Below are 22990 nucleotides of genomic sequence, written 5' to 3'. Positions count from 1 at the left end.
TGTCCGCGTCTTCCAGTGGACCGCAGAGTAGATGCCGCGGAGAAGGGACGGCATCTGAAGGGAGGAGGGCGCTCCAGGCTGCATGGCTCGCGTCCTACCAGAGAGGTAGCCTATGAGGAAGTGGCCAGCGCACAGGGGTGTGCCTTTGCGTCACATGCCCATCGCGGCGGCGGGCACCTGCGCCGGTGGTGCGCTGGGGATGGGTTGCACTGGAAACGGGATGACTTGTCCACCTTGGGCAGGAGGCTGACCCGGGGGCTGAGTTCCAGCCCCAGAGTTCATCCGGTCCAGGATCACACCTGTGAAGAGTGCCTTCGCTCCCTCGCCCATGATGTCAATGACGACGCCCACGGCCCCGCTGAAGCTGGCGAGTTGTTCGCGCCGGTTGACCATGCCTTCCACTGCCTGCCCGACCCACCCTCCGTACTGGCGCATCTCCTCTTCCGTGAGTGCCACCCACTGCGCTGCGTCGGACGCAGCAGCAGCGGAATCGAAGCGCTGCTGGCTGCGAGTCCAGCGGTACTGGACCACGCCAGGTTCGGTGGTTTGCCACTCCAGCCTCCAGATGTACTGGCCCCTCGCAAACCGGATCAGAATCTGACCTTCGAAGCCTGTGCCAAGCGTGAAGGCTTTGCCGACCAGGAGCGCTCGATTCAGCGCAGCCAGGTAGATCTGGGCCTCTTGGAGGCCCTCCTGAAGTCCCTTGGTATTCCAGGGTTTGATCTCAAAGAGCTTCCAGATGGAGACATCTGTGATGTCAGGGCAGATGCTCCGTTCATTCGGGAGCAGACGAGACGGATCACCGATCCTTCTATCCTGAAGGATGTCGACGATGGTCTTGGTGTTGTAGAAGACGCGGCTGGTGGGGTGATTCACACCGTACATATAGGCAATGAGTCTGTGCGCGGCGTTGCCGAGGAAGAACTCCCAAGGGGCCTGGGAGTCCGGTTTTCGGCCCGGAACGCTGTAGCCCTGCACCTTCTGCCCAGCAGCTTCTCCACTTGGGGTCACTCCATCGCTGGAGGCCAGCAGGGTGCGCTGTCGTGCGGCTCCGACAGGGCGCCCAGATGAAGGTGGCGTGAAGCTGGCAACTGGATGCAGCCGCGGTCCCGCTCCGCCGCTGGCACAACCCGCCAGCAAACCCCAAAACACCAGCACCATCGCATGATGAGAAGGCCGCGCCTCGAACAGCTTCATGCAGGCATCCTACTCCGCGAGGCTCAGTCGCCGGAGACGGTCATCTGCTTGAACCGGATCGTCGGCGCTCCCGCCGAGCCGCGGAACTGGAGATCGCTGCCAATGGCATCCACGTCCTGCAGCATCTGCAGCAGGTTGCCCGCCACCGTCACCTCCTGCACCGGGTAGGCCAGCTCACCGTTCTCGATCCACAAGCCGTTGGCCCCGCGCGAGTACTCGCCCGTCACCGGGTCCGCCCCTCGCCCCAGCATCGCCGTGACGTAGAAGCCATTCTTCACCTCGCGGATGAGCTCCTCCGGCGCGCGCTGCCCCGGCTCCATGTACAGGTTGTTCGTCCCGATGTGCGGCAGCGAGTTGTACCCGCGTGACGCGTTCCCCGTCGTCCGCGCCTTCGCCTTGCGCGCCGTGAACGAGTCGTACAGGTAGCTCCTCAGCACGCCCTTCTCCAGGATCGCCGTGCGCCGCGTGGCCACGCCCTCTCCATCGAAGGGCGAGGTGCCCAGGCCCCGCTCCAGCAGGCCGTCATCCAGCACCGTCACGGACTCGGGCGCCAGCCGCTTGCCCAGCTTCCCCACGAAGATGCTCGAGTTCTTGTAGATGGCGTTCCCATCCGCCGCCGCCGCCACGTTGCCCACGAACGACGAGGCCATCATCGGATCGAAGATCACCGGCACTTGCTGGCTCTTCACCCGCTTGGCCCCCAACATCCGCACCGCGCGCCGCGCCGCCTCCCGGCCCACCTCCTCCGGCGAGTCCAGGTCCTCCAGGAAGCGCTTGTAGTCAATCCAGTAGCTCGTCTGGAGCTGTCCACTCTCGGAGGCCACCGGCGAGCCGAACAGGTACACGTACGTGCCCGCATAGCCCGAGGACACGCCCTCGCTGGAGGCCATGTACACCTCCGCGACGTAGTCCCCCGCGCCCACGTTGTTGAACGTGGCGATGCGCGGGTCCACCGACTTGCCCGCCTTCTCGATCTCCAGCGCGGCCTTGATCTTCCAGTCGCCCGCCAGCTCCGCCACCGCCGGATCGTACAGCTCGCCCGTCTCCCCCGGCTTGCCCAGCTCCTTCGCCGTGGGCAGCCCGTTGAGCTTGTCCGGCGCCGCCGTCTGCGCCAGCTGCAGCGCCCGGTCCACGAACGCATCCAGCGAGGACGGCTCGAAGTCCGACGTGTACGCGAAGCCCAGCCGGTTGTCCTGGGTGATCACTCGCAGGCCCACGCCCTTGCTCGTGGCCTGGGTGAGATCCTCGATCTCCCCGTCCCGCACCTTGCAGGAGCTCTGCCGCCCCACCTCGAGGAACGCCTCCGCCTGCTTCGCGCCCTTCTTCTTCGCGCGCTGGACGATCTTCTTCGTGAGCTGCTCGTAGTTGATCACGGCTGTCTCCTCAGACCTTCGTCCCGCCCACCGTCATGTTGTCGATCCGCAGCGTGGGCAGCCCCACGCCCACCGGCACGCTCTGGCCGTCCTTGCCGCAGGTGCCCATGCCCGGATCCGGCATTGGATCGTTGCCCACGCGAGACACGTTCTTCAGCGCCTCGGGCCCCACGCCGATCAGGATCGCGTTCTTCACCGGCCGCCCCAGCTTCCCGTCTTCGATCTGGTACGCCTCGCTCACCTCGAAGACGAAGTTGCCGTTGGTGATGTCCACCTGCCCGCCGCCGAAGTTGGCGCAGTACAGCCCGCGCTTCACTTCCTGGATGATGTCCTCCGGCGCGTGGTCTCCCGGCGCCAGGTACGTGTTCGTCATGCGCGGTAGCGGCATGCTCTTGAAGGACTCGCGCCGCCCGCTGCCCGTGGAGCGCTGCCCCATCAGCTTCGCGTTCAGGCTGTCGTACAGGTAGCCCTTGAGCACGCCCTTCTCGATCAGCACCTTGCGCTCGCCCGGCACGCCCTCGTCGTCCACGTTGATGGAGCCGCGGCCGTTGGCCATCGTCCCGTCGTCAATCACCGTCACCAGATCCGAGGCCACCTTCTGTCCCAGCTTGCCCGCGAACAGCGAGGTGCCCTTGCGGATGAAGTCCGCCTCCAGGCCGTGGCCCACCGCCTCGTGCAGGAGGATGCCGCTCCAGCCCGGCGCCAGCACCACCGTCTGCGGGCCCGCCTGGCACTCCGCCGCGCCCAGCGTGGCCACCGCCTGCCGCGCCGCCTCGCGCCCCACCTGCTCCGGCGTGAAGCTGTCGAAGTGGCTGAAGGACACCCGGCCGCCACCGCCGAACACGCCCGTGCGCCGCTCCTTCTTCTTCCCCTCGGCCACCACCTGGATGCCGATGCGGCACAAGTCTTGGGTGTCCTCGGTGTAGTGGCCCAGCGTGTTGGCCACGGCGATCCGCTTGGTGTTGTCCGCGTACGAGCCGTTCACCTGCTTCACCCGCGAGTCGAACGCCCGCGCCGCCTTGTCCGCGCGCAGCACCAGCGCCGCCTTGCTCGCCACGTCCACCTCCGCCAGCGGCGTGGGCACCCGGTAGTAGCTGGGCGACGGCGCCCGGCTCACCTTGAAGCTGTCCTTCGAGCCGCCGCCCTGGGCGATCATCGCCGCCGTGCTCGCCGCTCGCAGCAGCGCCTCGCTGTCCAGATCATCCGAGTACGCGTAGCCCACCTTCGCCCCGGAGATGACGCGCACGCCTACGCCCTGCGTCAGGCCCGTCTGCGCGCTCTTGATCCGCGACTCCTCCAGCACCACCGCCGTGGTGAGGGAGCGCTCGATGTAGACCTCGGCGAACTCGCCCCCGCGCTCCATGGCCACCGCCAACAGGCGCTCGATCAGCGGCTGGGGCAGCAGGGGAGTGGCCGGGGCCTTGCGGGCAAACAAGGGGGCCAGCTCGGCCGGGGTGGGACGCTTCGTCCTCGCCGATGCACGGGGCATTCGTATTCTCCAAGACACTGCGAAAGTGAAGAGGACCCTAACGGGGCCCTGCGCCACCGGCAACGGCCAACGCACTGCCAGTGTTCCTGCTGGGCGCTCTGCGCATTCCTTTGACTGGCCGGGCGCTCTAAGATGCCCCGGCCCAAAGAACCGGCCCACACCCATGCCCCCTCGCCGACCGACCTCTTCCCGCGCGGATTCCTCGAAGCCCTCAGGTGGCGCGTCGAAGAACGATCGCACCGAACTCAAGCCCTCGCCCTACGCCAAGGGCGCTCGCCGTGGAGGCCGGGCCCGTCCGCCCGAGGAGCCCGCCATGGAGAACCCCGGGGAGGAGGAGTACCACACCTCCAACCACTACCCCGCCGAGGGCGAGGAGGAGCCCGCCGAGGGGACGCCCGTGGGGGAGGATCCCCGCGTCGTCTCCAAGGAGATGCGGGCGATGGATGAGGAGGAGCCGCTCGAGGAAGAGGACGACGACAACCCGGACTCCACGCGCGCCGGCCCGCCCATCTCCATCCACGTGCTCGAGGGGCCGGACGCCGGCAAGAAGAAGCGCTTCAAGAGCGTGCGCATGGTGGTGGGGCGCGGCAAGGACGTGGACCTGCGGCTGAGCGACAACGCCGTGTCCCGCCGGCACCTGGAGCTGGTGCACGGCGACACCGGCACGCTGCTGAGGGATCTGGGCGGCGCCAGCGGCACCAAGGTCAACGACGAGCGCATCGAGGAGAAGGTGCTCAAGCACGGCGACGAGATCGCCATTGGCCGCACGCTCCTGCGCTTCGTGGACGAGCTGGAGCAGGTCAAGCAGATGCGCGCCGAGGCGGACGCGCGCGAGGCCGAGGAGAAGAAGAAGAAAGAGGAGGAGGCCAAGAAGAAGGAGGAGGAGGCCGCGGCCAAGAAGTCCGCGCTGGAGAACGCCACCGCGGCCAACAAGGGGGACGTGGACCCGAATGATCCCCGCTTCCAGGAGGGCACCCAGGTGCGCTCCGGGGACAGCCTGCGGCCGGTGCCCACGCGGCGAGGCAAGGGAGGGCTGGGCGACAACAAGGTCCTCTACATGGGCGGCGGCGGGGTGGCCGTGGTCGTGCTGGTGGTGGTGATGATCATCATCCTGGGCAAGAAGGATCCGCCCGCGCCCCCTCCGCCCGATCCCAAGGTGACGCTCGCCATGACGAAGATGCAGGCGGCGCGTACGGCCATCCACGATGGCGACTACGAGAAGGCCGTCGAGCTCATCGAGGACGCGGAGAAGCTCAAGCCGGGCATCGATGAGGAGGGGCTGGCCAAGGCGGCCCGGGCCGAGGCGGCCGTCACCGAGGCCTTCAAGGAAGTGCGCGCGCTGATGGCCGACGGCAAGTACGAGGAGGCCCGCCAGAAGCTGGACGCGGCTCCCGCCGGCACCACCGCCAAGAGCGATGAGGAGCACACCAAGCTCGACAAGGAGCTCAAGGACGCCGAGAGCGCCTTCTACACGAAGAGGGCCGACGAGCTGCTCGAGGCCCGCGACGTGGACGGGCTGCGCGCCGTCGTCGCCAAGCTGCCGTCCAACGCCCAGCCGCTCTACCGCACCAAGCTGGAGGATCTGCAGCAGGCGATGGCCAGGGAGACCGCGGACCAGGTCAAGCAGGAGCGCAACAACAAGGCGCTGGCGGCCAAGCGGGCGGCGGAGCGGCGCGCCCAGCTCGTCGCCGAGGCCTTCGACGCGGTCGAGCGCAAGTTCGAGAACGGGGACTATGATCGCGCGGTGCTGGAGTGCGATCGCGTCGTCGAGGCCAACAAGGGCGATGACGAGATCCGCGAGCGCGCCAAGAACCTCAAGCGCCTCATCCCCCAGTTCGCCCGGTACTTCGTGGACGCCCAGCGCAAGGTGCAGGCCAACTCGATGGAGACGGCCGTACGGCCCCTCAAGAAGTCCGAGGAGATCTACAACCAGATCGGCTTCAAGGGCGCCATGCTGGACAACATCCACGAGCAGCTCGCCGAGGCCTCGGTGCGCGCGGGCAAGGCGGCCATGGCTCGCAACGACGTGGCCAGCGCCGGCAGCAACTTCCGCGAGGCGCTGCGCCTCAATCCGGGAGATCAGCGCGCGCGCGACGGGCTGGCCAGCCTCCAGGGCAAGGTGGAGGAGCTCTTCCAGCGCGCCTACGTCGAGAAGGATCGCGATCCTCGGTCCGCAGCGGAAAAATTCAGGATTGTCATCGACACGGCCCCCGAGGGCTCCGAGCTGCGGGCCAAGGCCGAGGCCCACCTGAAGGAACTGAGCCCTTGAGCCGCGGTGGGTGCGGTAAGGTGCCGCCCCATCAGCAGCCTTGGTTCCAACACCTTCGGGGAGAGCGGGCATGAGTGAGTCGTCGCTGCGAGAGCTCGGGATGGATCTGCTCGAGGAGCGCCAGTTCGAGCGCGGCCTCGCCGTGTTCGCCGAGTCCGTGCGCCGCAGGCCCTCGGATCACCGCTCGCGCATGCTCGCGGCGCGCTGCCTGGCCGAGCTGGGGGAGCGTGAGCGCGCCGTCACCGCCTACCACGCCTGCGCCGAGGGGCTCCTGCGGCGCGACTACCTGCTGTCCGCCATGGCCGCCTGCAAGCTGGCCCTGGAGCTGGCTCCCCAGGAGCGTCGGCTCAAGGACACCCTGGTGCGCATCCACGCCCGCGCGGTGCGCAGCGCCCCCGGCCGCGCCTCGGTGCCGCCGCCGCTGCCCCCGGATCCGCTCTTCGATGGCAAGGTGGAGACGGACCTGCTGGAGCTGATGGGCGAGGAGCTGATCGCCCGCGTCCTCGAGGTGCTGGCCGCTCCGGATCCGGGCGGCGTGGCCGACCCGAACAGCCGGCCGCCGCTGCCGCTCTTCGCCGACCTGGATCGGGAGGCCTTCCTGGATCTGGTGCAGCGGATGACGTGGAAGAGCGTGCCCGCGGACACCGTCATCAGCCAGGAGGGCGATCCGGGGGATGCCCTGCACGTCATCGTCGCCGGCAAGGCGGAGGTGTCCCGGCTGGTGGACGGGCAGCGCAAGACGCTGGGTCGGCTGGGCGGCGGCTCCATCTTCGGCGAGCTGTCGCTGATCACCAGCACGCCACCCACCGCCTCGGTGAGCACGGTGGCGGACACGGAGGTGTTCGAGATCCGCCGCGAGCACCTCAACACCGTGGCGCGCAGCTTCCCCGCCGTGCCGCAAGTGCTGGCCGAGTTCGCCCAGCAGCGCATGGCGCGCAACATGATCGCCAGCTCGCCCTTGTTCCAGCAGTTGCCGGAGTCCGAGCGCTCCGCCCTGCTGGGGCGCTTCACCTTCCGGGCGCTGCAGCCGCGCGACAAGGCGCTCACCGAGGGCGAGCTGTCCCCCGGCCTGTTCCTGGTGCTGGCCGGCGAGCTGGTGGTCCAGAAGGAGGATCCGGCGGGCGGCGTGGTGAGCCTGGGAATCCTTCGCGAGGGGGAGGTGGCCGGGGAGATCTCCCTGCTGACGGGCGTGCCCGCCACGGCCACGGTGGTGTCCACGCGCAAGACGGCCACCGCCTTCATCGATCGCGCCGCCTTCGCCGAGCTGGTGAAGGAGTACCCGACGATCCACACGTACCTGGAGCAGCTCTCGGAGCGGCGGCAGAAGCAGACGGCCGAGGCGCTGCGCCCCGCGGAGATCATCGACGCGGACGAGCTGGTGATCGGGGCAGATCCAGCCCAGGACTCATGAGCCGGCGGGAGCGATGGTGACGCTCTCGCGCTCGCGCGTGGTGGGGCTGGCGCTGGCGCTGCTGGCGGGCGGCCTGGTGCTGGCCCTGTGGCCGCGCCCGGAGCCCTCCGTCCAGGAGGCCATCACCCGGAAGATCATCCAGATGACCCGCGCCGCCGAGCAGAAGGACATTGGCACGGTGATGGAGGGCGTCTCCGCGCGCTTCAAGTCCGGCCAGGGCTGGAACAAGGAGCAGGTCAGGGGCGTGCTGGTGGCCCAGGTGCTGCGCGGGCAGTGGGTCCGCATCTTCCACACGGGCCTGGACGTGACCGAGGTGTCCCCCACGCGAGGCGACTTCTCGGTGAAGTTCATCTTCGCGCGCTCGGAGGCGCAGGAGCTGGAGCAGCTGGCGCGCGAGAGCGTGATCAACGCCTGGCTCGTCGAGGGCTCCTTCGAGAAGGAGCAGGACGGCGAGTGGCGCGTGGTAGAGGCTCGAAACCGCCAGTTGGATCCCTCCGAGCTGTTCTGATCCGTCGCTCAGTGCACAGCGCAACCCCGCGTGCACCAGGGCCTGCCGGTTCCCCGATTTTCTGCTCTCAGCCCTGGGCCTTCGAGCGCGCGCCTACATCTAAATGGGGATTCCCTAAAAGGTTAGGAAATCTCCATTAACCCACTAGACGTGGTGGTCGTAAAGATCTATCTACACTTCATATGGCCGTTGCTCCGACTGATCCGGTAAGGTGCGGATGCAGTCAGACAGGGGGGCGTACCGTATTGGTGAAATCCGGACGCGTCGAACAACGAACCCATGCCTATGCCTCGCCCCCGCGGTGTCGGAGGTCGAGTCAGGGAGGAGGAAGTTCCGTGAAGAGACTGTCCATCTATCGCTTGGTGTTTCTCGCCTTCACTGCCACCGCGTGCGGTGCCCCCGAGATGACTGGTTCCCAGGGAAAGGCAGAGACGCCTCCGCTTCAACTCACGAACACCCAGCCGGCGCTGTCCTATGCGGATGACACCACGCCGCCCCAGAGCACCATCACCACGACGCCAGCGCCGGATGCCAACGGCGAGTTCCACGGCAACGTCTCCATCCAGATCACGGCGACGGATGACGCGGCCGGGGTGGCCAACATCTCCTGGACGCTGAGCGGCATGCACTCCGGTGGCGCGGTGACCGCCGGGTCCTCGGCCTGGGTCCCCGTCATCAGCCGCGAGGGGACGACGACGCTCACGTATTACGCCAAGGACAACAACAACAACACCGAGACGGCCCACACCTTCGTCGTCAACATCACCCCCCCGCCGCCCGAGTGCCGGGACGTCGAGCTGAGCGACTTCAACCTGTTCCTGACGGGGGACTACTCCGGCGGCCATGACATGCGCGGCAAGGTGGCGGCGGGCGGCAACATCGACATGCACTACTTCTCGCTGGGCGCGGAGCTGCACGCGGACGACACCGAGAACGTGCTGGTGGCGGGCGCGTCGCTGAACATCAGCAACGGCGGCATCTTTGGCGATGCGCACTACGGGGACACCGTCACCGCGGACGGGACAGCGACGTTCTACCGTGGCTCGCTGTCGCAGGGCTCGCCCATCGACTTCTTCAGCCGGGCGGATGGGATGTACCAGCTGTCCTCAGTGGTTGCCGGGCTGACGGCGAAGGGAAGCACCCAGTTCCAGTCGTGGGGCGGCCTCTTCCTGCAGGGCTCTGATCCCAAGGTGAACGTCTTCAACGTGACGGGCAGCCAGCTGAGCGCCACCCGGTACTTCTCGCTCTCCGTGCCCTCGGGCTCCGTGGCGGTGATCAACGTCTCGGGCTACGAGGCGACGGTCGCCAACTTCTCCAACGCGTACAGCGGCGTGGATGCGACGGGCGTCCTCTTCAACTTCCCGGACGCCTCGTACATCCACGCCTTCAACTACGGCTTCTTTGGCACGGTGCTGGCGCCCTACGCCCACATCGACTTCAGCAACGGAAGCTTTGACGGCGGCATCTACGCCGAGTCGCTGACGGGCAACGCCGAGGGCCACCTGGCCCCGCTGCGGCTGTTCCAGGTCTGCGGCTACTTCAGCAACCAGTAGGCCCGGAGCGGTGAGCCGGCTGAAGTGAGAGGGGCTCGCGGTCCATACCGCGGGCCCCTTCTTCTTGGGCGCGGCAGGGCGCTACTTCAGCAGGTTGTCCGTCTCGGTCTTCCAGGCCTTGGCCATGTTGGGCTGGCCTGCTGTCGTGAGCTGCTTGCCGATGTCCGCCGCCCGCGCCTGCAGTTGCGCCAGGGGCACGCTCCGGCCGCGATCCCGGCTGAGCCAGATGTAGTAGTGCTGGCAGCCCGTCTCGTAGTCGCCCTGGCTGAAGAGGGCCTCGCCCATCGCCGCGTAGGCCTCGGGCAAGGGACCCACGCCGGTGTCGGGCGTCAACGCCGCGAGCACCTCGCGCGCCTTGGCGTAGTCCTTGCGCGCCAGCAACAGCGAGCCCTTGGCGTACTCGGCCCGGGCCAGCGCCGGGCCCTTCACGGCGATCGCCCGGTCATACGCCGCCAGCGAGGCGTCCTGCTGGCCCGCGGCTTCCAGCACTCCACCTCGGGCGAGCCAGTAGCGATCATCCCGCTCCAGCGCGCTCACCGTCTTGCCTTCGCCAGCGGGCACCTGCACGTCTCGGAAGATGGCCTCGTACGCGTCCAGCAGTGCCAGCGCCCCGGGCCCGTCTCCCGCCTGCTGGAGCGACCTGGCGCCCTCCAGGTAGAGCAGGGGAGCCGTCTTGTGCCTGGCCACCGCCGCCTCGAAGGCCGCTCGGGCGCTCGGATCCTTCTTCACCGCCAGCGCCCGGGCTCGGCTGAAGAGGGCAAAGGGCTCGTCCGGGAGCAGGGCGAGCGCCTCATCCGCGTGCTTCATCGCCTCATCGGGCTGGCTGCGCGTCAGTGCCAGCTCGGCGCGAGCCGCCAGCAGGCGCGCCTTCAGCGCGGGAGTCAGCTCCGGCTCCTGCGCCTGCACCTGCTGGAGCGTGCGCTCGGCGTCCTGCGGCTTGTCCCGCATATAAAGAAGGGACAGCGCCGAGAGCAGCTGCGCCTCCAGGTGATCCGGATTGGTCGTGAGCGCCCGCCCCAGGGTCTCATGGGCCTGGGCGAACAGGCCCTCCTCGAGCAGCTCCTCGCCGTAGGCGGCGGTGAAGCGCGGATCCTTCCACGCCTCCTCCGCGGCGTGGGAGAACGCCTGCCGCGCGCCCAGCAGGTTCCCGAGCGCCTGATCCGTCCGCGCCTGGGCCAGCCAGAGCTTCGGGTTGCTCGCCCCGCGATCCCGCAGCGCCTTCAACGTCTGATCCGCCTCTGCGGCCTTGCCCTCGGAGAGCATCACCCACGCGCGCACCACCTTGGCGCCGTAGCGCTCCACATCCTTGGACTCCAGGGCCTCGGCGCGCGCCAGGTGATCTCGCGCCTGTGCCTCCGCGCCCGGCTGGTGGTGCTCCAGCCACAGCTCGGCCTGGAGATCCGCGGCCAGCATGTGGGCCCCGTACACGTTCGCGTCCAGGGCGAACAGGGCGTCCAGCTCCTTCAACGCCTTCTGCAGATCCGCCGGGTTGCCGCGCTGGGCCAGGGTCTGGGCTGCCTTGAGCCGCTCCTCCGCCTGCTGGCGTACCCGTCCCCGGTGCACGACGAAGGCCACCGCCGCTCCCAGCAGGACCGCCACCAGCGCCACCTGCACCAGCGCGCTGGCCAGGCTCTCCCTCCGCTTCCAGTCCCGCTGCCCGACGTTGCCGCCGTCTGCGCTCCCCATGCGTGACTGCCTCCGGCCAGGAAAATTTGAATGGTTTCGGACGTTTATATTGATCAGTGAGCCGGGCCTAGATATGTCCCCCCACACCGGGTGTCAACGGAGGGGGGCGCGAAGGGTTGGGTGGCTGTCCACTCCGGGAGGTGGCTCGATGGCGGTCTATACGGTGTTGAAACCCGAGGCGTTCGCCCGGGTGGCCGAGGCGTACGGGCTCGGAGCGGTGCAGGAGGTGGTGGCCATCCCCGAGGGCTCCATCAACACCAACCACCGGGTGCTCACCTCGCAGGGGCGCGTCTTCGTGCGGCACACCACGGTGCGCTCGGCGGAGGAGCTGCGCTTCGAGGCGGCGCTGCTGACACACCTCACCGAGTCCCACTTCCCCTCGCCCACGCTGCTGCGGACGAAGCAGCAGCAGCCCTTCCTGGAGCTGGAGGGCGGGCGGGTGAGCGTCTTCAAGTGGCTCTCGGGCGAGGAGCTGAAGCGCCCTCAGCTCACCACGGAGCACCTGGAGCGCCTGGGGCGGGAGCTGGGGAAGATGCACCGGATCACCCAGTCCTTCGCTGGCAGCCGGAACAACCCGTACAGCGCCGCGCAGGTGCACAGCTGGCTGGAGGGGCTCCGCGGCCACTCGGATGACGAGGTGGCCACCGCCACCGAGGAGCTGATGGAGCACCTGGATCGCGCCGAGAGCGCGAGAGATCACGGCCTGCAGCCGCGCGGCGTCATCCACGCGGATCTCTTCCTGGACAATGTGAAGTGGCTGGCGGACCAGGTGCTGGCGTTCTTCGACTTCGAGATGGCGTGCGTGGACGCGTACGGCCTGGACATCGCCATCACCCTGAACGCCTGGTGCTTCGACGGCGGGTACCGGCCGGAGCTGTGCCGGGCCTTCATCCGTGGCTACCAGGAGGCCCGGACGCTGGCGCAGGGAGAGCGCGAGAACCTCTTCGGCCACGCGCTCTTCGGGGCGGTGCGCTACACCGCCAGCCGCATCCGCGACTTCCACCTGTCGCCGCTGCCTCCCGAGCAGCTCACCCGCAAGGACTTCCGCACCTACCTGGCGCGGGCGCGGGCCCTGGATGCGATGGGCCCGGCGGGCTTCCTCAAGCTGCTGGAGCTGTGAGCGTCAGATCCCCGAGACGATCTTCCACTCGCCCTTGGTCTTCTTGAGGACCATCTGCTCCAGCTCGGAGTCGCTCTGGGGCCGGCTGGTCAGCGAGGGCATGCGCCAGCTCGCGTTCCAGTAGTAGATGGCGGTGGCCGAGTCCTCCTGCACGTCCACCCGGCGCACGCTGATCTCCACCTTCGGCTTGTCCAGCTTCTGGAAGAGGGCGGCCATGTGGTCCGGCAGGTTGGCGTAGGTGAGATCATCGTCCGGGGACTCGGTGCCGCTGTCCTCGTGGAAGTCCTCGGCCACCAGCGACTGGATGGCCTTGGCGTCCTTGGCCTCCAGCGCGGAGCGGTAGCGCTCCATGATCGCGAGGATGGCGCGCGAGTCGTCGGTGTCGGCGATCTCGGTGCCCGGGATGCGCCGGGAGGCGCAGGCGGTGGCCAGCAGCAGGGGAATGACGAGAAGGGCTCGGAAGGTCATGGTGCGGTCGCCTCTAAGGGTGCAACCGCGCTGATGTCAACTCATTCCCCAGCCAGCGGCGGGCCCGCCTCAGCCCTTGCGCAGCACCTCGGCGATGAAGCGGTTGAGCACCGGCGCCTCACCCTCGAGGATCTTCAGGCCCTCGGACTGGATGACCTTCTCGCCGATCATCGCCAGCGGCTTCATCAGCATCCCCAGCTTCAGGGAGATCTCCCCGTCCATGGTCCGCTCTGTCGCCCCGCCCACATCCCTCAGCCGCAGCGTGCCGGTGTTCACCAGCATCTTGGAGATGGTGTTGGAGGTGGGGACGTTGGTGAAGGTGAGCTCCTTCTTCTTCTTGTCGTAGGTGGAGCTCTCCACGAAGGCGAACCACTCGGGCGGCACCTTCTTGGGGCCGATGGAGGCGATGACGGGCTTGGGGCGGTAGCGCACCTTGCGGCGCACCTTGTCGCCCTCGTCTTTGACTTCCAGCGATTGGACTTCCAGCAGCACGCCGTGGTGCTTGAGCAGGAACTCGGGATACCTGGGGTCCAGCATCGCGCGCTCGACCTCGTCCACCGTCCCCATGATCCGCTGCCGCGACTCGAACCGCATACGCCCTCCTGGAAATGTGGCGCCTGCCTCTAGCGGAAAGCCTGCCGGGGTACCAGAGGTCCTTGAAAGGCAGCATCCTCGAAATCACACCGGGCCACCCACTCCAGGGCCTCCTTCTTGAAGGCAGGTCCAAAATCCGGCAGTGCGCCCACCTCATGCCGCACCGCGCCGCAGTCGCCGGCCAGGTAGGAGGTCTCCACCAGCAGCCGGAGGGCCTCGCGGCGGATGGCCTCGGGCAGCTCCGAGCCGCTCGAGGCGAGCGCCTTCTGGAGGTACTCCACCGCGAGCGCCGGATCCCCGGACGGCTGCAAGCGCCGGCCGAGCAGGTAGTTGAAGTACGGGTCCGTGGGGGCCGCCTCCAGGGCGCGGGCCAGGTACAGCACGCGCAGCTCCTCCTTGCGGGCGCGGAAGAAGCTCTCCACGGTCTTCAGCCGCGAGGGCAAGTCCAGCGACGCGAGCTTGATCTGCGCGGAGCGCGTCAGCTCGGGGCTGGGCGCCAGCGCGAGCACCTGCTCCAGGTACTTCTTCGCCTCGTCGAGGTGTTGCAGGCGCAGGGCCATGTCCGCCTGGTCCATGACGACCTCGGCCTCGAGCGCGGGCTGCGCCTTCACCTTGTCCGCCAGGGTGGCCAGGATTTGAGCGGCCTCGGTGGTGCGGTCGAGCTGATCCAGGGCCATGGCCTGGCCCATGACATAGGTGGGCTCCTCGGGCTGGAGCGCCGCGGCGCGCCGGTAGAGCTCCAGCGCCTCCTGGGGATCGCTGGTGAGCGAGTCCTGCGCATCCTTCTGGAGCCGAGCCACCTCGCGGGCGCAGGTGCGGGTGAAGAGGCTGCCGGTGCGGAAGCGCGCGAAGGCGCGGCTGAGGGTGGCCTCGTCCAGCGGCAGCGTGTCCAGGAAGCGCTCCCACTCGGTAGCCAGCTCATCCAGCGAGCGCCCATAGGCCTTCTGGAAGTCCGCGTGGGCGTAGAGCACGCGCACCTTCTCGGGGCCGTAGGTGTCCGCCAGGTAACGCAGGAAGGAGCCGGCCACCGTGTACGCCCGCGCGGCTGCGGACTGGTAGAAGCCCTCCGTGCCCATGAGCTTGCGCATGTCCGGGGCCAGCTTCTGGCGGCCCATGCCGGCGGCCCACTCGTGCAGCGTGAGATCGCCCTGGACGGGATCATCCGCGGCCACCGCGAAGCCCTCGATCACTCCCATCAACGGCCAGAGCCCGAAGCGGGTGGTGACGCGGAACGGGCCGCTGCCGGCCGGGCCCGCCATCACATGCGCCAGCTCGTGGTGCATGGTGGGGTGGGGGAAGGATCGATCGTTGATGTGCAGCTCGGTGAGCCAGGGCTTGGCGAACTGCGTCCTCCCGGCGCCCACCAGCGCCTGCTTCTCCTCGTCGGTGCGGTACAGGTAGACCTGGAGCCGATCCGAAGGCCCACCACCGAGGAACTGGGAGAGCTGCAGGTAGCGGAACTCGAGATCCCTCACCATCCGCTCCACGGCGTCGCGCTCCAGGCCGCGCGGGTAATGGAGGCGGAAGTGCTGCGAGTCCCGCACGCCGCCGAGCTTCTCGGCCAGGTACTCGTGCGTCATCCGCAGCCCGAGCACCGGCGCGTTGCCCTCGAAGAACGCCATCGCCCCCACCAGCAGTGCCAGCAGCACCCACGCGCCGGGTGAGCGACGAGGCTGGGAGAGCCGTCCCTCGCGCACCTCCAGGCAGAGGGCGGTGATCAGCGCCACGAGCGCGGCCAGCACCAGCGTCTCCAGCCGGAACCACCCCAGCCTCGGTGTCACCGCCAGCGTCTCGTCGTAGAGCGGCCCCGGCAGATGTCCGAGAAAGTGGTTGAACGCATACACCTGGGGCCCGGTGATAATGGGCCAGGCGGTGTGGACGCCCGAGAGCAGCACGAGTCCGGCGTAGGCGAGCACCGCCCGGCCCGGCCTCCTGAGCCAGAAGCCGCAGAGGACACCCACGGTGGAGGCCAGCACCGCGGAGGGTAGGGTGAGCAGCGGATAGAAGCCCACCAGCTCGAACGGATCACACTGCGTCGAGAAGAGTGCGAAGAGGGTGGAACTGAGGAAGGGGGGCACGAGCACCGCCAGGTTCAGCAGCAGCGCGGTGCCCAGCGCCAGGGCGGTGGCCTGGCCTGGGCGCTCGGGGCGGGGGAGCTCCTTGAGCCGGGGTTCTTCGTTTCTGAGGATGCGGCGCTCCTGGGCGGCGGCGGCAATGCCCACACCGCCTCCGAGTGTCCCCACGGCGATGGAGAGGGCCAGCCCCAGCTCGAAGCCCGGCAGCCCGAAGAGGGGGAGGAACACCAGCGCCGAGCCGCCGAGCGCCAGCACACCCACCACGATGAGCACCGCTGGACGTCGCAGCAGGGCGGAGGCTCTGGACCACAGGACTTGCCGCATAGGCTCCCCTATACTCCCCACCAGCATGCCCGAACAGAAGACCGGTCAAGAACACCGCCAGCAGACCCGACTGCCCATTGAGCTGAAGGTCGACTACAAGAAGCTCAATTCGTTCTTTGCCGACTACACGAAGAACATCTCCAAGGGTGGCACCTTCATCAAGACGAAGAAGCCGCTGTCCATCGGCACGCGCTTCCTCTTCAAGCTCACCGTGCCCCAGCGCGAGGCGCCCTTCGAGCTGCTGGGCGAGGTGGTCTGGTCCAAGGCGGATGGAGACGAGCCCGGCATGGGCATCCGCTTCATCTACAACAGCGACACCCAGCGCTCGGACTTCGAGGGCGTCGTCGAGAAGCTCATGGCGGACAGCCTGGGCCCGGACCTGACCGAGAAGCTCCTCAACAAGCAGCTGAACTCGTGATCATGCGCCGCTCCCCTGTTCAGGCCCTGGGCGCCGCCCTGCTGGTGATGCTCGCCTGCCGGCCCGAGGCGGAGGGCAAGCCGCCCGCCCACTCGGCTCCGGTGGCGGATGTGACCGCGAAGGACTACGCGATGCCACCGCTACCGCATGCGTTCGTGCGCCTGCATGACGCCTTTGGGGGAGTGCACCGGGTGGAGGTGGAGGTGGCCGCCACGCCCGACACGCGCACCCGAGGGTTGATGTGGCGCACGGAGCTGGCGCCCGGCAAGGGCATGCTCTTCCTCTTCCCCGAGGATGAGGTGCAGAGCTTCTGGATGCGCAACACGCAGATCCCGCTGGACATGCTCTTCATCAACTCGCAGAAGCGGGTGGTGGGCATCGTCGAGCGGGCCGAGCCACGCACGCTCACCGCTCGCACGGTGGGAGTGCCCAGCCAGTTCGTGCTGGAGGTGGCCGGCGGGTGGTGCCAGTCGGTGGGCGTGACGAAGGGCAGCACGGTGGAGTTCGAGGGCGTGTCCTCGATTCCCATCGTCCCCTGAGCCTCAGCGCTCCTTGTAGAGCAGGAACAGGCGCACGGAGCGGGGCCCGCCAAAGCCGTGCCAGTTCCAGCCGTACCCATCCAGTGGGCCGTAGCCGTAGTCGAACCAAGGGCCGGGCGAGCGGCTGAGGAGCTTGCCCGTGAGGACGTAGGAGTCCGAGCGCAGCAGGGTGTAGCCCAGCGCCGCGATGTCCTGGGACTCCAGGTGGTGCCACTCGGGGCCCCGGTCTCCGTCCCACATGACGAGCGTTCCGGGAGGAGCCTCGCGCAGCACCTGAAGGTTGTGCTCCCGGTCTCCGTTGAGCAGGGGCTTCAACTCCGGAGTGTCGAAGGCGACGTACATGTAGCGCTGGCTGCCGTAGAAGCGGCTCACCGGGCGGGGGGCCTCGCGAAAGCGGGCCACCGTGGCATCCACGGCCCATGCGTCGCGTGACCACTCCGCGGCGTCGACATAGAGGAGCGCGGCCATTGCGGAGGGGAGCAGCACGAGCGCTCCCAGCGCGCCCACCCACCGTTGCCGCGGGAGCCTGTCGGCCAGGGCGTTCCAGCCGGCGAGGGTGATGAGCGCCAGGGCGGGGGAGACACAGACGAAGTAGCGCGGGTAGCCCGCCGAGCCGAACAGGCCGAAGGTGCGGAACACCGAGTGCAGCAGGAAGAGCACGAGGACGGCCGAGGTGGCCTCCAGGAACTGGCGGCGGAGGAGCACCACCCCCAGGCCGAGCAGGAAGGGAAACAGGAGCAGCGGCCCGAGCAGCTCGGGGAGCCGGAGGGCATAGCTCCAGAAGGGAGCGGTGCCATAGACGCCGCTCGTCGCGAGCCATTCCTGGGGCCAGTCGTGGAGGATGAAGAGAGGATTCCGGGTGATGAGGTACGCGGCCATCCACCAGAGCCCGCAACCTGCGGCGAGCGGCAGCGTGGACGGCAGTCGCCTCCAGAGGGGGCGGGGATCGCGCTGGTCGAGCAGGAGCCACACGCCCCACAGGATGCCGAGGAAGAACCCTTCGGGCCGGGCCAGGGGCAGGAGCGAAGCCACGGCGATGCCCGCCTTCACCCGTCCCGAGAGGTGGAGCCGCAGCGCGACGATGAAGGCAAGCGCGAAGAGGGGCTCGGTCATCAGCTCCGAGCACAGCAGCAGCCACGAGGGCTGGAACCACAGGAGCGGGATGCTCAAGTGGGGACGCGAGAGCCCCTGCTCCTCGGCGAGCCGGAAGGTGTTCCAGCCGGTGGCGAGGCACACGGAGACGGTGACGAACTTGGCCACCGGATAGCCGAGCTGTGCTGGCAAGGCGTAGACGAGCTCGAAGAGGGGGCGGGCCCACACCTTCACGAAGTAGTGAGGCCTGAGGAAGGCCCAGCGGACGAACATGTAGTGCTGCCCGCCATCCTGCTGGTAGCTGTCCGGGAACATGAGCACGAGTGCCGTGCCCAGCACGCCCAGGGCCGCGCTCCAGAACAGGGCTTTCTGCCAACCGCGCATGGGGGAGGTTCTACCTCCCTGGGCGCGGACTTCCAGCGCTCGCAGTTCTCATCGGGCCACGGGTGCTGGAGCCAGAAGCCTTACGGCTGTGCGCGGCGCTCGAACATGAAGGTGCTGGCGCGAGTGCTGGCCGCCAGCTCCTTCACCTTCTTCTTCAGCGAGGCCGCCAGCCCCGACAGGGACGCCGGGTGCACGTGGCCTCCCATCTTCCGGCTGTCCAGCACCGCGAGGCTCAGCGTCACCGGCGGCACCTCCACGCTCGTGCCCTTGCGGTCCGTGGCCTCGAACCAGCCTCGCTCCAGATCCGTCGCGTCGAACAGCGCGCGCTTCTCCTCGTCGAAGCGCTGGCAGATGGCCTCGAGCGTCGAAGGCTCCACCGCGTCCGGACACACCAGCACGAAGTCATCTCCGCCCACGTGACCCAGGTGGCTGCCGCGCGGCAGCAGGTGCAGGCTCTCCGAGAGCACCCGCGCCGTGAGCCGCAGGAGCTTGTCCCCCTGCAGGAAGCCGTAGCGATCGTTGTACTCCTTGAAGTGATCCAGATCGCCGTAGATGACCGTGAACTCCGAGCCCTGGAGCGCCTGCCGGATCCACCGCTCGATCATCCGGTTTCCCGGCAAGTGCGTGAGCGGGTTGGCGCCCGTGGCGGCGCGCACCTCAAGCTCCGTGGCGCGAGCGATGAGCTGCTTCATCGTCACCGTGCCCAGGAACCGCCCCTTCGCGTCGATTACCACCACAGGATCGTAGAGGGACTCGGGTGGGCGCTCCATGGCCACCTTCGCCAGCGCCGTGATGGCCATGTTGTCCTCCACCACGAGCGGCTGCTCGTTTGACGCCAACTCCGCGAGCTTTTTCTGCAGCAGCGGGTAGCCGAACGGCCCCGCCGTCTTCGCGAAGAAGTGCTGCCGGGTCACCAGCGCCCGGGGCTTCTCCTCCTCGAGGATCACCACGTGGTCCAGGCCGGGAGTCCGGCGGAAGAACCGGTCCAACTCCTCGGTGGTGAGCCCGGAGTCCACACACAGCCGGCGGATGACGATGCCTCCCACTGTCTCGTCATCCTCGTCGTTCTGGAAGTGGAGCGTGCGGATGGCCTCGCGGCGGCGCAGCTCGAACTCCTGAGAGGGCCGAGGCGGCTCATTGGCCGGCCTCGCCAGCAGGAACCCCTGGGCGTGCCGGATGCCCAGCCGCAGCAGCACGCTCAGCTCTTCCCACGTCTCCACGCCCTCGGCGATCAGGGTGCTGTCCACGCTGGAGGCGAAGTCCACCAGGGACTTCACCAGGTGCTGCCGGTAGCTGTGCCGGTGGATGTCTCGCACCAGGGCCTGATCCAGCTTGATGAAGTGCGGCGCGCTGTTCACCAACGTCACCAGCCCCGAGTGCCCCGCGCCGAAGTCATCCAGCGCGATGCCGAAGCCGTGGCCCATGCACTGTCGCGTGAGCCGTTGGAGCTGCTCCCAGTCCGCGAAGGCGCTCGTCTCGGTGATCTCCAGGACGATCTGCCGGGGGCTCATGCCATGGCGCGCGAGCAGCTCCAGCGTGGAGCCATCCCCGAACCGGGGATCGCTCAGCACGTCCGGCCCCACGTTGAAGAAGAAGGGGACGCGCCGGTCCTCGGCCGGGAGCAGGGAGATGCGCCGGACGGCCGCTGTCCAGCACGCTCGCTCCAACTCCCAGGTGACGCCCTCCACCCGCGCCTTGGTGAAGAGCACATGGGGGGCCTGGATGGGACCCACGCCGCGGGAGAGCACCTCGTACCCAATGGCCTCTCCGGTCATCAGATCCACGATCGGCTGGAACACGGAGACGATCCGAGGTTCGTCGCCGTTCCAGAGCCAGGCAGGCGGCTCGGCGGCACCGCTGGTCAGGGGAAGGCTCATGCCTTGAAGATGTAACGGATCCCTCTGACCGCCCCACGCCGAGCGAGTGAGCGCCAGGCAAAAAACCCGTGGCACAGAGGTAACGGCCGCACGCTCGGCTCCTCAAGGGGAGTTCGGGCTGAAGGCGGTATTCCTGTTTGTGCTGTAGCTGGAACCTAGGAGATTCAGCAGGTTGTGCTGACCCTCGGCGTTGGCTGCGGGCTCACTGGTGAGCCCGGAGACTCTCCCTGAGCAGGAGCGGGAGTGAACGCCAGGAATTCAGGCGCCCCGCTCGTTCACCGGGGAGGGCGGCACGGGTGTGCTCTCGGCGATAGGGGAGATGGGCGCCATGGTCTCCGAAGCTACCGGCTCCAGAGTGGGCGCCATGGGGGGAGGCTCGGTCTGGGCGAGTGTCGCCTGGGCGGCCACCGCGTCCATCGCCTGGCCCTCCTCGAGCTGGGACGAAGAGAGCGCCCGGAAGCGCCGAGTCATCGCCGACAGCTCCGCGGCCTTCATCTGCGCATGCCCGCTGCGCAGCGACAGCAGCGCCACACGCGCCCGGTCCAACTGCGCCACCTGCGCCCGGAGCCGCGCCAGGATTCGCTCCCGGCGCTGCTTGAGCTCTCCCAGGCGCTCGATCTCCTCGCTCAGCGAGGCGGCTGCGGACTCGAGCTGCCGGCGGGCCACCACGTCGGTGCTCGCCTTCGCGGCGCGGAGCAGCTCCTCACGCTCCGTCTGAAGCTCCGTCTGGGCGCGCTCCTCGAGCTGGGCCTCCACGCCCGCCCACTCCGAAGCCAGCTCCACGGCATCGCGCGTCATGCGGGACAGCGTCCTGGCCAGCTCCTCGCGGGCGGGCTCGCGGGGGAGCTGCGCCAGCGACTGGCCGCACTGCCGATAGAGCGTCAACGCGCGCTGGGCCAGGGTATGGAAGTCGCCCGAGAGCCGGGGCAGCAGCTCCTCGCAGCGGGCTTCCACGGGATCCGAGGCGAGCGCCAGGTGCGCGGCCACGGAGCTGAGCCCCACGAACAGGCCCACGATCGCACCCGCCACGCTCGCGCCGAGCATCACCGGCGTCGCCAGCTCCGCCATCCGAGTCGCGAGGATGCGAGCCACCTCCACGCCCCCCAGGGTGAGCCCGGTGCATAGGCCCGCGCCCAGCAGGTAATTGATGAAGGTGGGGCGGCGCTCGCCCACCTGGCTCTCCTCGCCGCGCTCATTGAGGTGGGCGCGAACGAGCAGGGCGCCAGCCGCCGCGGCACTCAGGCCCGCCGTCCACGCGGGCGCCATCCCCATGGCATAGGGCAGGGCGGGCAGCAGCACTCCCAGGCCCGACAGCAGGAGCCGGTCCCACTTGTCGCCCCTGGCCACGGCCAGCACCGTTCCGGCGATGACGAGGTAGGCCAGCGGCAGCGCCAACCCGATCTTCAGGGTGGCCAGGTGCAACAGGCCCGCTCCAGCCCCGGCGGCCAGCGCTCGGGAGACGTTTCGCTCGAACACTTCGCGGTGATGCAGCTGCAGGACAGTGGCGGACATCGGGAACTCCGACACAGCGGGCGAGAGAAAGGTTCCCGCTGGAACGCATGGCCGAATAAAACGGTCTGTCGATGACGACCTCCGCCCTTCCCGAGACCATGCGAGCGCTGCGCCTGACGGCCTACGACGGTCGGCCCGAGTCGCTGCAGGTGACGGAGATGCCGGTCCCCAAACCCGCGCCAGGCCAGGTGCTGGTGAGAGTGGCGGCCGCCTCCATCAACCCCTCGGATCTGTTGTTCGTTCGAGGACTCTATGGAGTGAAGAAGCCGCTGCCCGCGGTGCCAGGCTTCGAGGGCAGCGGGACGGTGGTGGCGGCGGGGAGCCTTGCGGGGCGGCTGCTGGTGGGGCGGCGGGTGGGGTGTGTGCCAGCCCCGACCACGGACGGGACGTGGGCCGAGTACGTGGTGGTGCCCCTGATGCAGTGCCTTCCCCTGCTGCCACGCATGAGCGACGAGCAGGGAGCTGGCTTCTTCGTCAACCCAGTCTCGGCCTGGGCGTTGATGGAGCTGGCGCGTCGGGGCAAGCACCGGGCGCTGGTGCAGAGCGCGGCGGCGAGCACGCTGGGGCGCATGCTGCAGAAGCTGGCGCGCAAGGAGAAGCTCCCCCTGGTGAACGTGGTCCGCCGGGCCGAGCAGGAGGAGCTGCTGCGCAAGCTCGGGGCCGAGCACGTGGTGAACAGCAGCGAGCCGGAGTTCGACGAGCGGCTGCGGCTCAGATGTCACGAGCTGGGCGTGTCGCTGGCCTTCGATCCAGTGGCGGGGCCAATGACGGGGAGCCTGATGCAAGCGCTGGTGGATGGAGGCACCGTCATCGTCTACGGGAGCCTCTCCGAGCAGGACTGCCGCATCCACCCGAGAGAGTTCGTCTTCCACCAGAAGAAGATCGAGGGCTTCTGGCTGCCGGAGTTCTTCAAAGGAAGCTTCGGCAAGGATCAGCTCCGCGCGCTGATGGGAGTGCCCACGCTGCTGGGCAAGGACTTCGAGGTCCCCGTCCGCGCGAGGCTGCCGCTGGAGTCCGCGGGAGAGGCGCTGCGCATTGCCGCCTCGGACATGACGTCCGGCAAGGTGTTCTTCACTCCGAACGCGGCGAAGGACTGAACGT

General features: G+C 68.4%; 18 protein-coding genes. 8 read left to right on the top strand and 10 right to left on the bottom strand.

Annotated elements, in window-relative coordinates; translation table 11 throughout:
• Positions 1–150: 150 nt before the first annotated feature.
• Genes ACJ8AT_RS02350 through ACJ8AT_RS02340 form a run of 3 tightly spaced genes read right to left on the bottom strand, consistent with a single transcriptional unit; the run spans position 151 to position 4059 of the window.
• Complete coding sequence (locus ACJ8AT_RS02350; RefSeq protein ID WP_407735882.1) at positions 151–1197, bottom strand: hypothetical protein; 1047 nt, start codon at positions 1195–1197, stop codon at positions 151–153.
• 23 nt (positions 1198–1220) lie between these two features.
• The gene (locus ACJ8AT_RS02345) at positions 1221–2570 is read right to left on the bottom strand and encodes a TldD/PmbA family protein (RefSeq protein ID WP_407735881.1); all 1350 of its coding nucleotides are present in this window, start codon (positions 2568–2570) and stop codon (positions 1221–1223) included.
• A gap of 10 nt (positions 2571–2580) precedes the next feature.
• Complete coding sequence (locus tag ACJ8AT_RS02340) at positions 2581–4059, bottom strand: TldD/PmbA family protein (protein WP_407735880.1); 1479 nt, start codon at positions 4057–4059, stop codon at positions 2581–2583.
• A gap of 163 nt (positions 4060–4222) precedes the next feature.
• Between ACJ8AT_RS02340 and ACJ8AT_RS02335 the strand changes: the two genes are divergently transcribed.
• The 4 genes from ACJ8AT_RS02335 to ACJ8AT_RS02320 all read left to right on the top strand — a co-directional run bounded on the left by ACJ8AT_RS02335 (position 4223) and on the right by ACJ8AT_RS02320 (position 9800).
• Positions 4223–6328 carry an FHA domain-containing protein gene (locus tag ACJ8AT_RS02335; protein ID WP_407735879.1) on the top strand — a complete coding sequence of 702 codons (2106 nt, stop codon included), beginning with the start codon at positions 4223–4225 and terminating at the stop codon, positions 6326–6328.
• A gap of 70 nt (positions 6329–6398) precedes the next feature.
• On the top strand, positions 6399–7739 hold the full coding sequence (locus ACJ8AT_RS02330) for a cyclic nucleotide-binding domain-containing protein (RefSeq protein ID WP_407735878.1): 1341 nt from the start codon (positions 6399–6401) through the stop codon (positions 7737–7739).
• 13 nt (positions 7740–7752) lie between these two features.
• Positions 7753–8247, top strand: coding sequence for a hypothetical protein (locus ACJ8AT_RS02325; RefSeq protein WP_407735877.1), 495 nt, complete (start codon positions 7753–7755; stop codon positions 8245–8247).
• A gap of 335 nt (positions 8248–8582) precedes the next feature.
• Entirely contained in the window at positions 8583–9800 is a 1218-nt protein-coding gene (locus ACJ8AT_RS02320) for a choice-of-anchor A family protein (protein ID WP_407735876.1), read from the top strand.
• An 81-nt stretch (positions 9801–9881) separates the two neighbouring features.
• Here ACJ8AT_RS02320 and ACJ8AT_RS02315 read toward each other — a convergent pair whose 3' ends face one another.
• On the bottom strand, positions 9882–11486 hold the full coding sequence (locus ACJ8AT_RS02315; protein WP_407735875.1) for a cellulose synthase: 1605 nt from the start codon (positions 11484–11486) through the stop codon (positions 9882–9884).
• A gap of 148 nt (positions 11487–11634) precedes the next feature.
• Between ACJ8AT_RS02315 and ACJ8AT_RS02310 the strand changes: the two genes are divergently transcribed.
• Complete coding sequence (locus ACJ8AT_RS02310; RefSeq protein ID WP_407735874.1) at positions 11635–12606, top strand: homoserine kinase; 972 nt, start codon at positions 11635–11637, stop codon at positions 12604–12606.
• Between the two features lie 3 nt (positions 12607–12609).
• Here the strand turns inward: ACJ8AT_RS02310 and ACJ8AT_RS02305 are convergent, their stop codons facing one another.
• The 3 genes from ACJ8AT_RS02305 to ACJ8AT_RS02295 all read right to left on the bottom strand — a co-directional run bounded on the left by ACJ8AT_RS02305 (position 12610) and on the right by ACJ8AT_RS02295 (position 16067).
• On the bottom strand, positions 12610–13074 hold the full coding sequence (locus tag ACJ8AT_RS02305; RefSeq protein WP_407735873.1) for a YybH family protein: 465 nt from the start codon (positions 13072–13074) through the stop codon (positions 12610–12612).
• A gap of 69 nt (positions 13075–13143) precedes the next feature.
• Positions 13144–13668 (bottom strand): hypothetical protein, encoded by a 525-nt coding sequence (locus tag ACJ8AT_RS02300; RefSeq protein ID WP_407735872.1) that lies wholly within the window; start codon positions 13666–13668, stop codon positions 13144–13146.
• A gap of 29 nt (positions 13669–13697) precedes the next feature.
• Entirely contained in the window at positions 13698–16067 is a 2370-nt protein-coding gene (locus tag ACJ8AT_RS02295) for a tetratricopeptide repeat protein (protein WP_407735871.1), read from the bottom strand.
• Positions 16068–16092: 25 nt separating this feature from the next.
• On the opposite strand from ACJ8AT_RS02295, the gene ACJ8AT_RS02290 reads away from it, so the two are divergent.
• Positions 16093–16485, top strand: coding sequence for a TIGR02266 family protein (locus ACJ8AT_RS02290; RefSeq protein ID WP_407735870.1), 393 nt, complete (start codon positions 16093–16095; stop codon positions 16483–16485).
• A gap of 2 nt (positions 16486–16487) precedes the next feature.
• Positions 16488–17024, top strand: coding sequence for a DUF192 domain-containing protein (locus ACJ8AT_RS02285; RefSeq protein ID WP_407735869.1), 537 nt, complete (start codon positions 16488–16490; stop codon positions 17022–17024).
• Positions 17025–17027: 3 nt separating this feature from the next.
• Here the strand turns inward: ACJ8AT_RS02285 and ACJ8AT_RS02280 are convergent, their stop codons facing one another.
• From ACJ8AT_RS02280 to ACJ8AT_RS02270, 3 genes are all read right to left on the bottom strand, one after another.
• Entirely contained in the window at positions 17028–18500 is a 1473-nt protein-coding gene (locus tag ACJ8AT_RS02280; protein WP_407735868.1) for a hypothetical protein, read from the bottom strand.
• Positions 18501–18580: 80 nt separating this feature from the next.
• On the bottom strand, positions 18581–20377 hold the full coding sequence (locus ACJ8AT_RS02275; RefSeq protein ID WP_407735867.1) for a bifunctional diguanylate cyclase/phosphodiesterase: 1797 nt from the start codon (positions 20375–20377) through the stop codon (positions 18581–18583).
• Positions 20378–20635: 258 nt separating this feature from the next.
• Positions 20636–21889, bottom strand: a complete 1254-nt coding sequence (locus ACJ8AT_RS02270; protein WP_407735866.1) for a hypothetical protein — start codon at positions 21887–21889, stop codon at positions 20636–20638.
• A gap of 71 nt (positions 21890–21960) precedes the next feature.
• Between ACJ8AT_RS02270 and ACJ8AT_RS02265 the strand changes: the two genes are divergently transcribed.
• On the top strand, positions 21961–22986 hold the full coding sequence (locus ACJ8AT_RS02265; RefSeq protein WP_407735865.1) for a zinc-binding dehydrogenase: 1026 nt from the start codon (positions 21961–21963) through the stop codon (positions 22984–22986).
• Positions 22987–22990: the final 4 nt, after the last annotated feature.

It is taken from the genome of Hyalangium sp. (assembly GCF_045802625.1).
Classification (GTDB): Bacteria; Myxococcota; Myxococcia; order Myxococcales; family Myxococcaceae; genus Hyalangium.
The sequence above is the reverse complement of the archived record's forward strand: the minus strand, read 5'-3'. Positions and strand labels throughout refer to the sequence as shown.

Coding starts and splice junctions, on each gene's coding strand:
- ACJ8AT_RS02295 (WP_407735871.1), bottom strand. CDS start 16,067: ATGCGGCAAGTCCTGTGGTCCAGAGCCTCCGCCCTGCTGCGACGTCCA.
- ACJ8AT_RS02325 (WP_407735877.1), top strand. CDS start 7,753: ATGGTGACGCTCTCGCGCTCGCGCGTGGTGGGGCTGGCGCTGGCGCTG.
- ACJ8AT_RS02310 (WP_407735874.1), top strand. CDS start 11,635: ATGGCGGTCTATACGGTGTTGAAACCCGAGGCGTTCGCCCGGGTGGCC.
- ACJ8AT_RS02265 (WP_407735865.1), top strand. CDS start 21,961: ATGACGACCTCCGCCCTTCCCGAGACCATGCGAGCGCTGCGCCTGACG.
- ACJ8AT_RS02275 (WP_407735867.1), bottom strand. CDS start 20,377: ATGAGCCTTCCCCTGACCAGCGGTGCCGCCGAGCCGCCTGCCTGGCTC.
- ACJ8AT_RS02270 (WP_407735866.1), bottom strand. CDS start 21,889: ATGTCCGCCACTGTCCTGCAGCTGCATCACCGCGAAGTGTTCGAGCGA.
- ACJ8AT_RS02335 (WP_407735879.1), top strand. CDS start 4,223: ATGCCCCCTCGCCGACCGACCTCTTCCCGCGCGGATTCCTCGAAGCCC.
- ACJ8AT_RS02290 (WP_407735870.1), top strand. CDS start 16,093: ATGCCCGAACAGAAGACCGGTCAAGAACACCGCCAGCAGACCCGACTG.
- ACJ8AT_RS02305 (WP_407735873.1), bottom strand. CDS start 13,074: ATGACCTTCCGAGCCCTTCTCGTCATTCCCCTGCTGCTGGCCACCGCC.
- ACJ8AT_RS02285 (WP_407735869.1), top strand. CDS start 16,488: ATGCGCCGCTCCCCTGTTCAGGCCCTGGGCGCCGCCCTGCTGGTGATG.
- ACJ8AT_RS02315 (WP_407735875.1), bottom strand. CDS start 11,486: ATGGGGAGCGCAGACGGCGGCAACGTCGGGCAGCGGGACTGGAAGCGG.
- ACJ8AT_RS02280 (WP_407735868.1), bottom strand. CDS start 18,500: ATGCGCGGTTGGCAGAAAGCCCTGTTCTGGAGCGCGGCCCTGGGCGTG.
- ACJ8AT_RS02300 (WP_407735872.1), bottom strand. CDS start 13,668: ATGCGGTTCGAGTCGCGGCAGCGGATCATGGGGACGGTGGACGAGGTC.
- ACJ8AT_RS02350 (WP_407735882.1), bottom strand. CDS start 1,197: ATGAAGCTGTTCGAGGCGCGGCCTTCTCATCATGCGATGGTGCTGGTG.
- ACJ8AT_RS02340 (WP_407735880.1), bottom strand. CDS start 4,059: ATGCCCCGTGCATCGGCGAGGACGAAGCGTCCCACCCCGGCCGAGCTG.
- ACJ8AT_RS02330 (WP_407735878.1), top strand. CDS start 6,399: ATGAGTGAGTCGTCGCTGCGAGAGCTCGGGATGGATCTGCTCGAGGAG.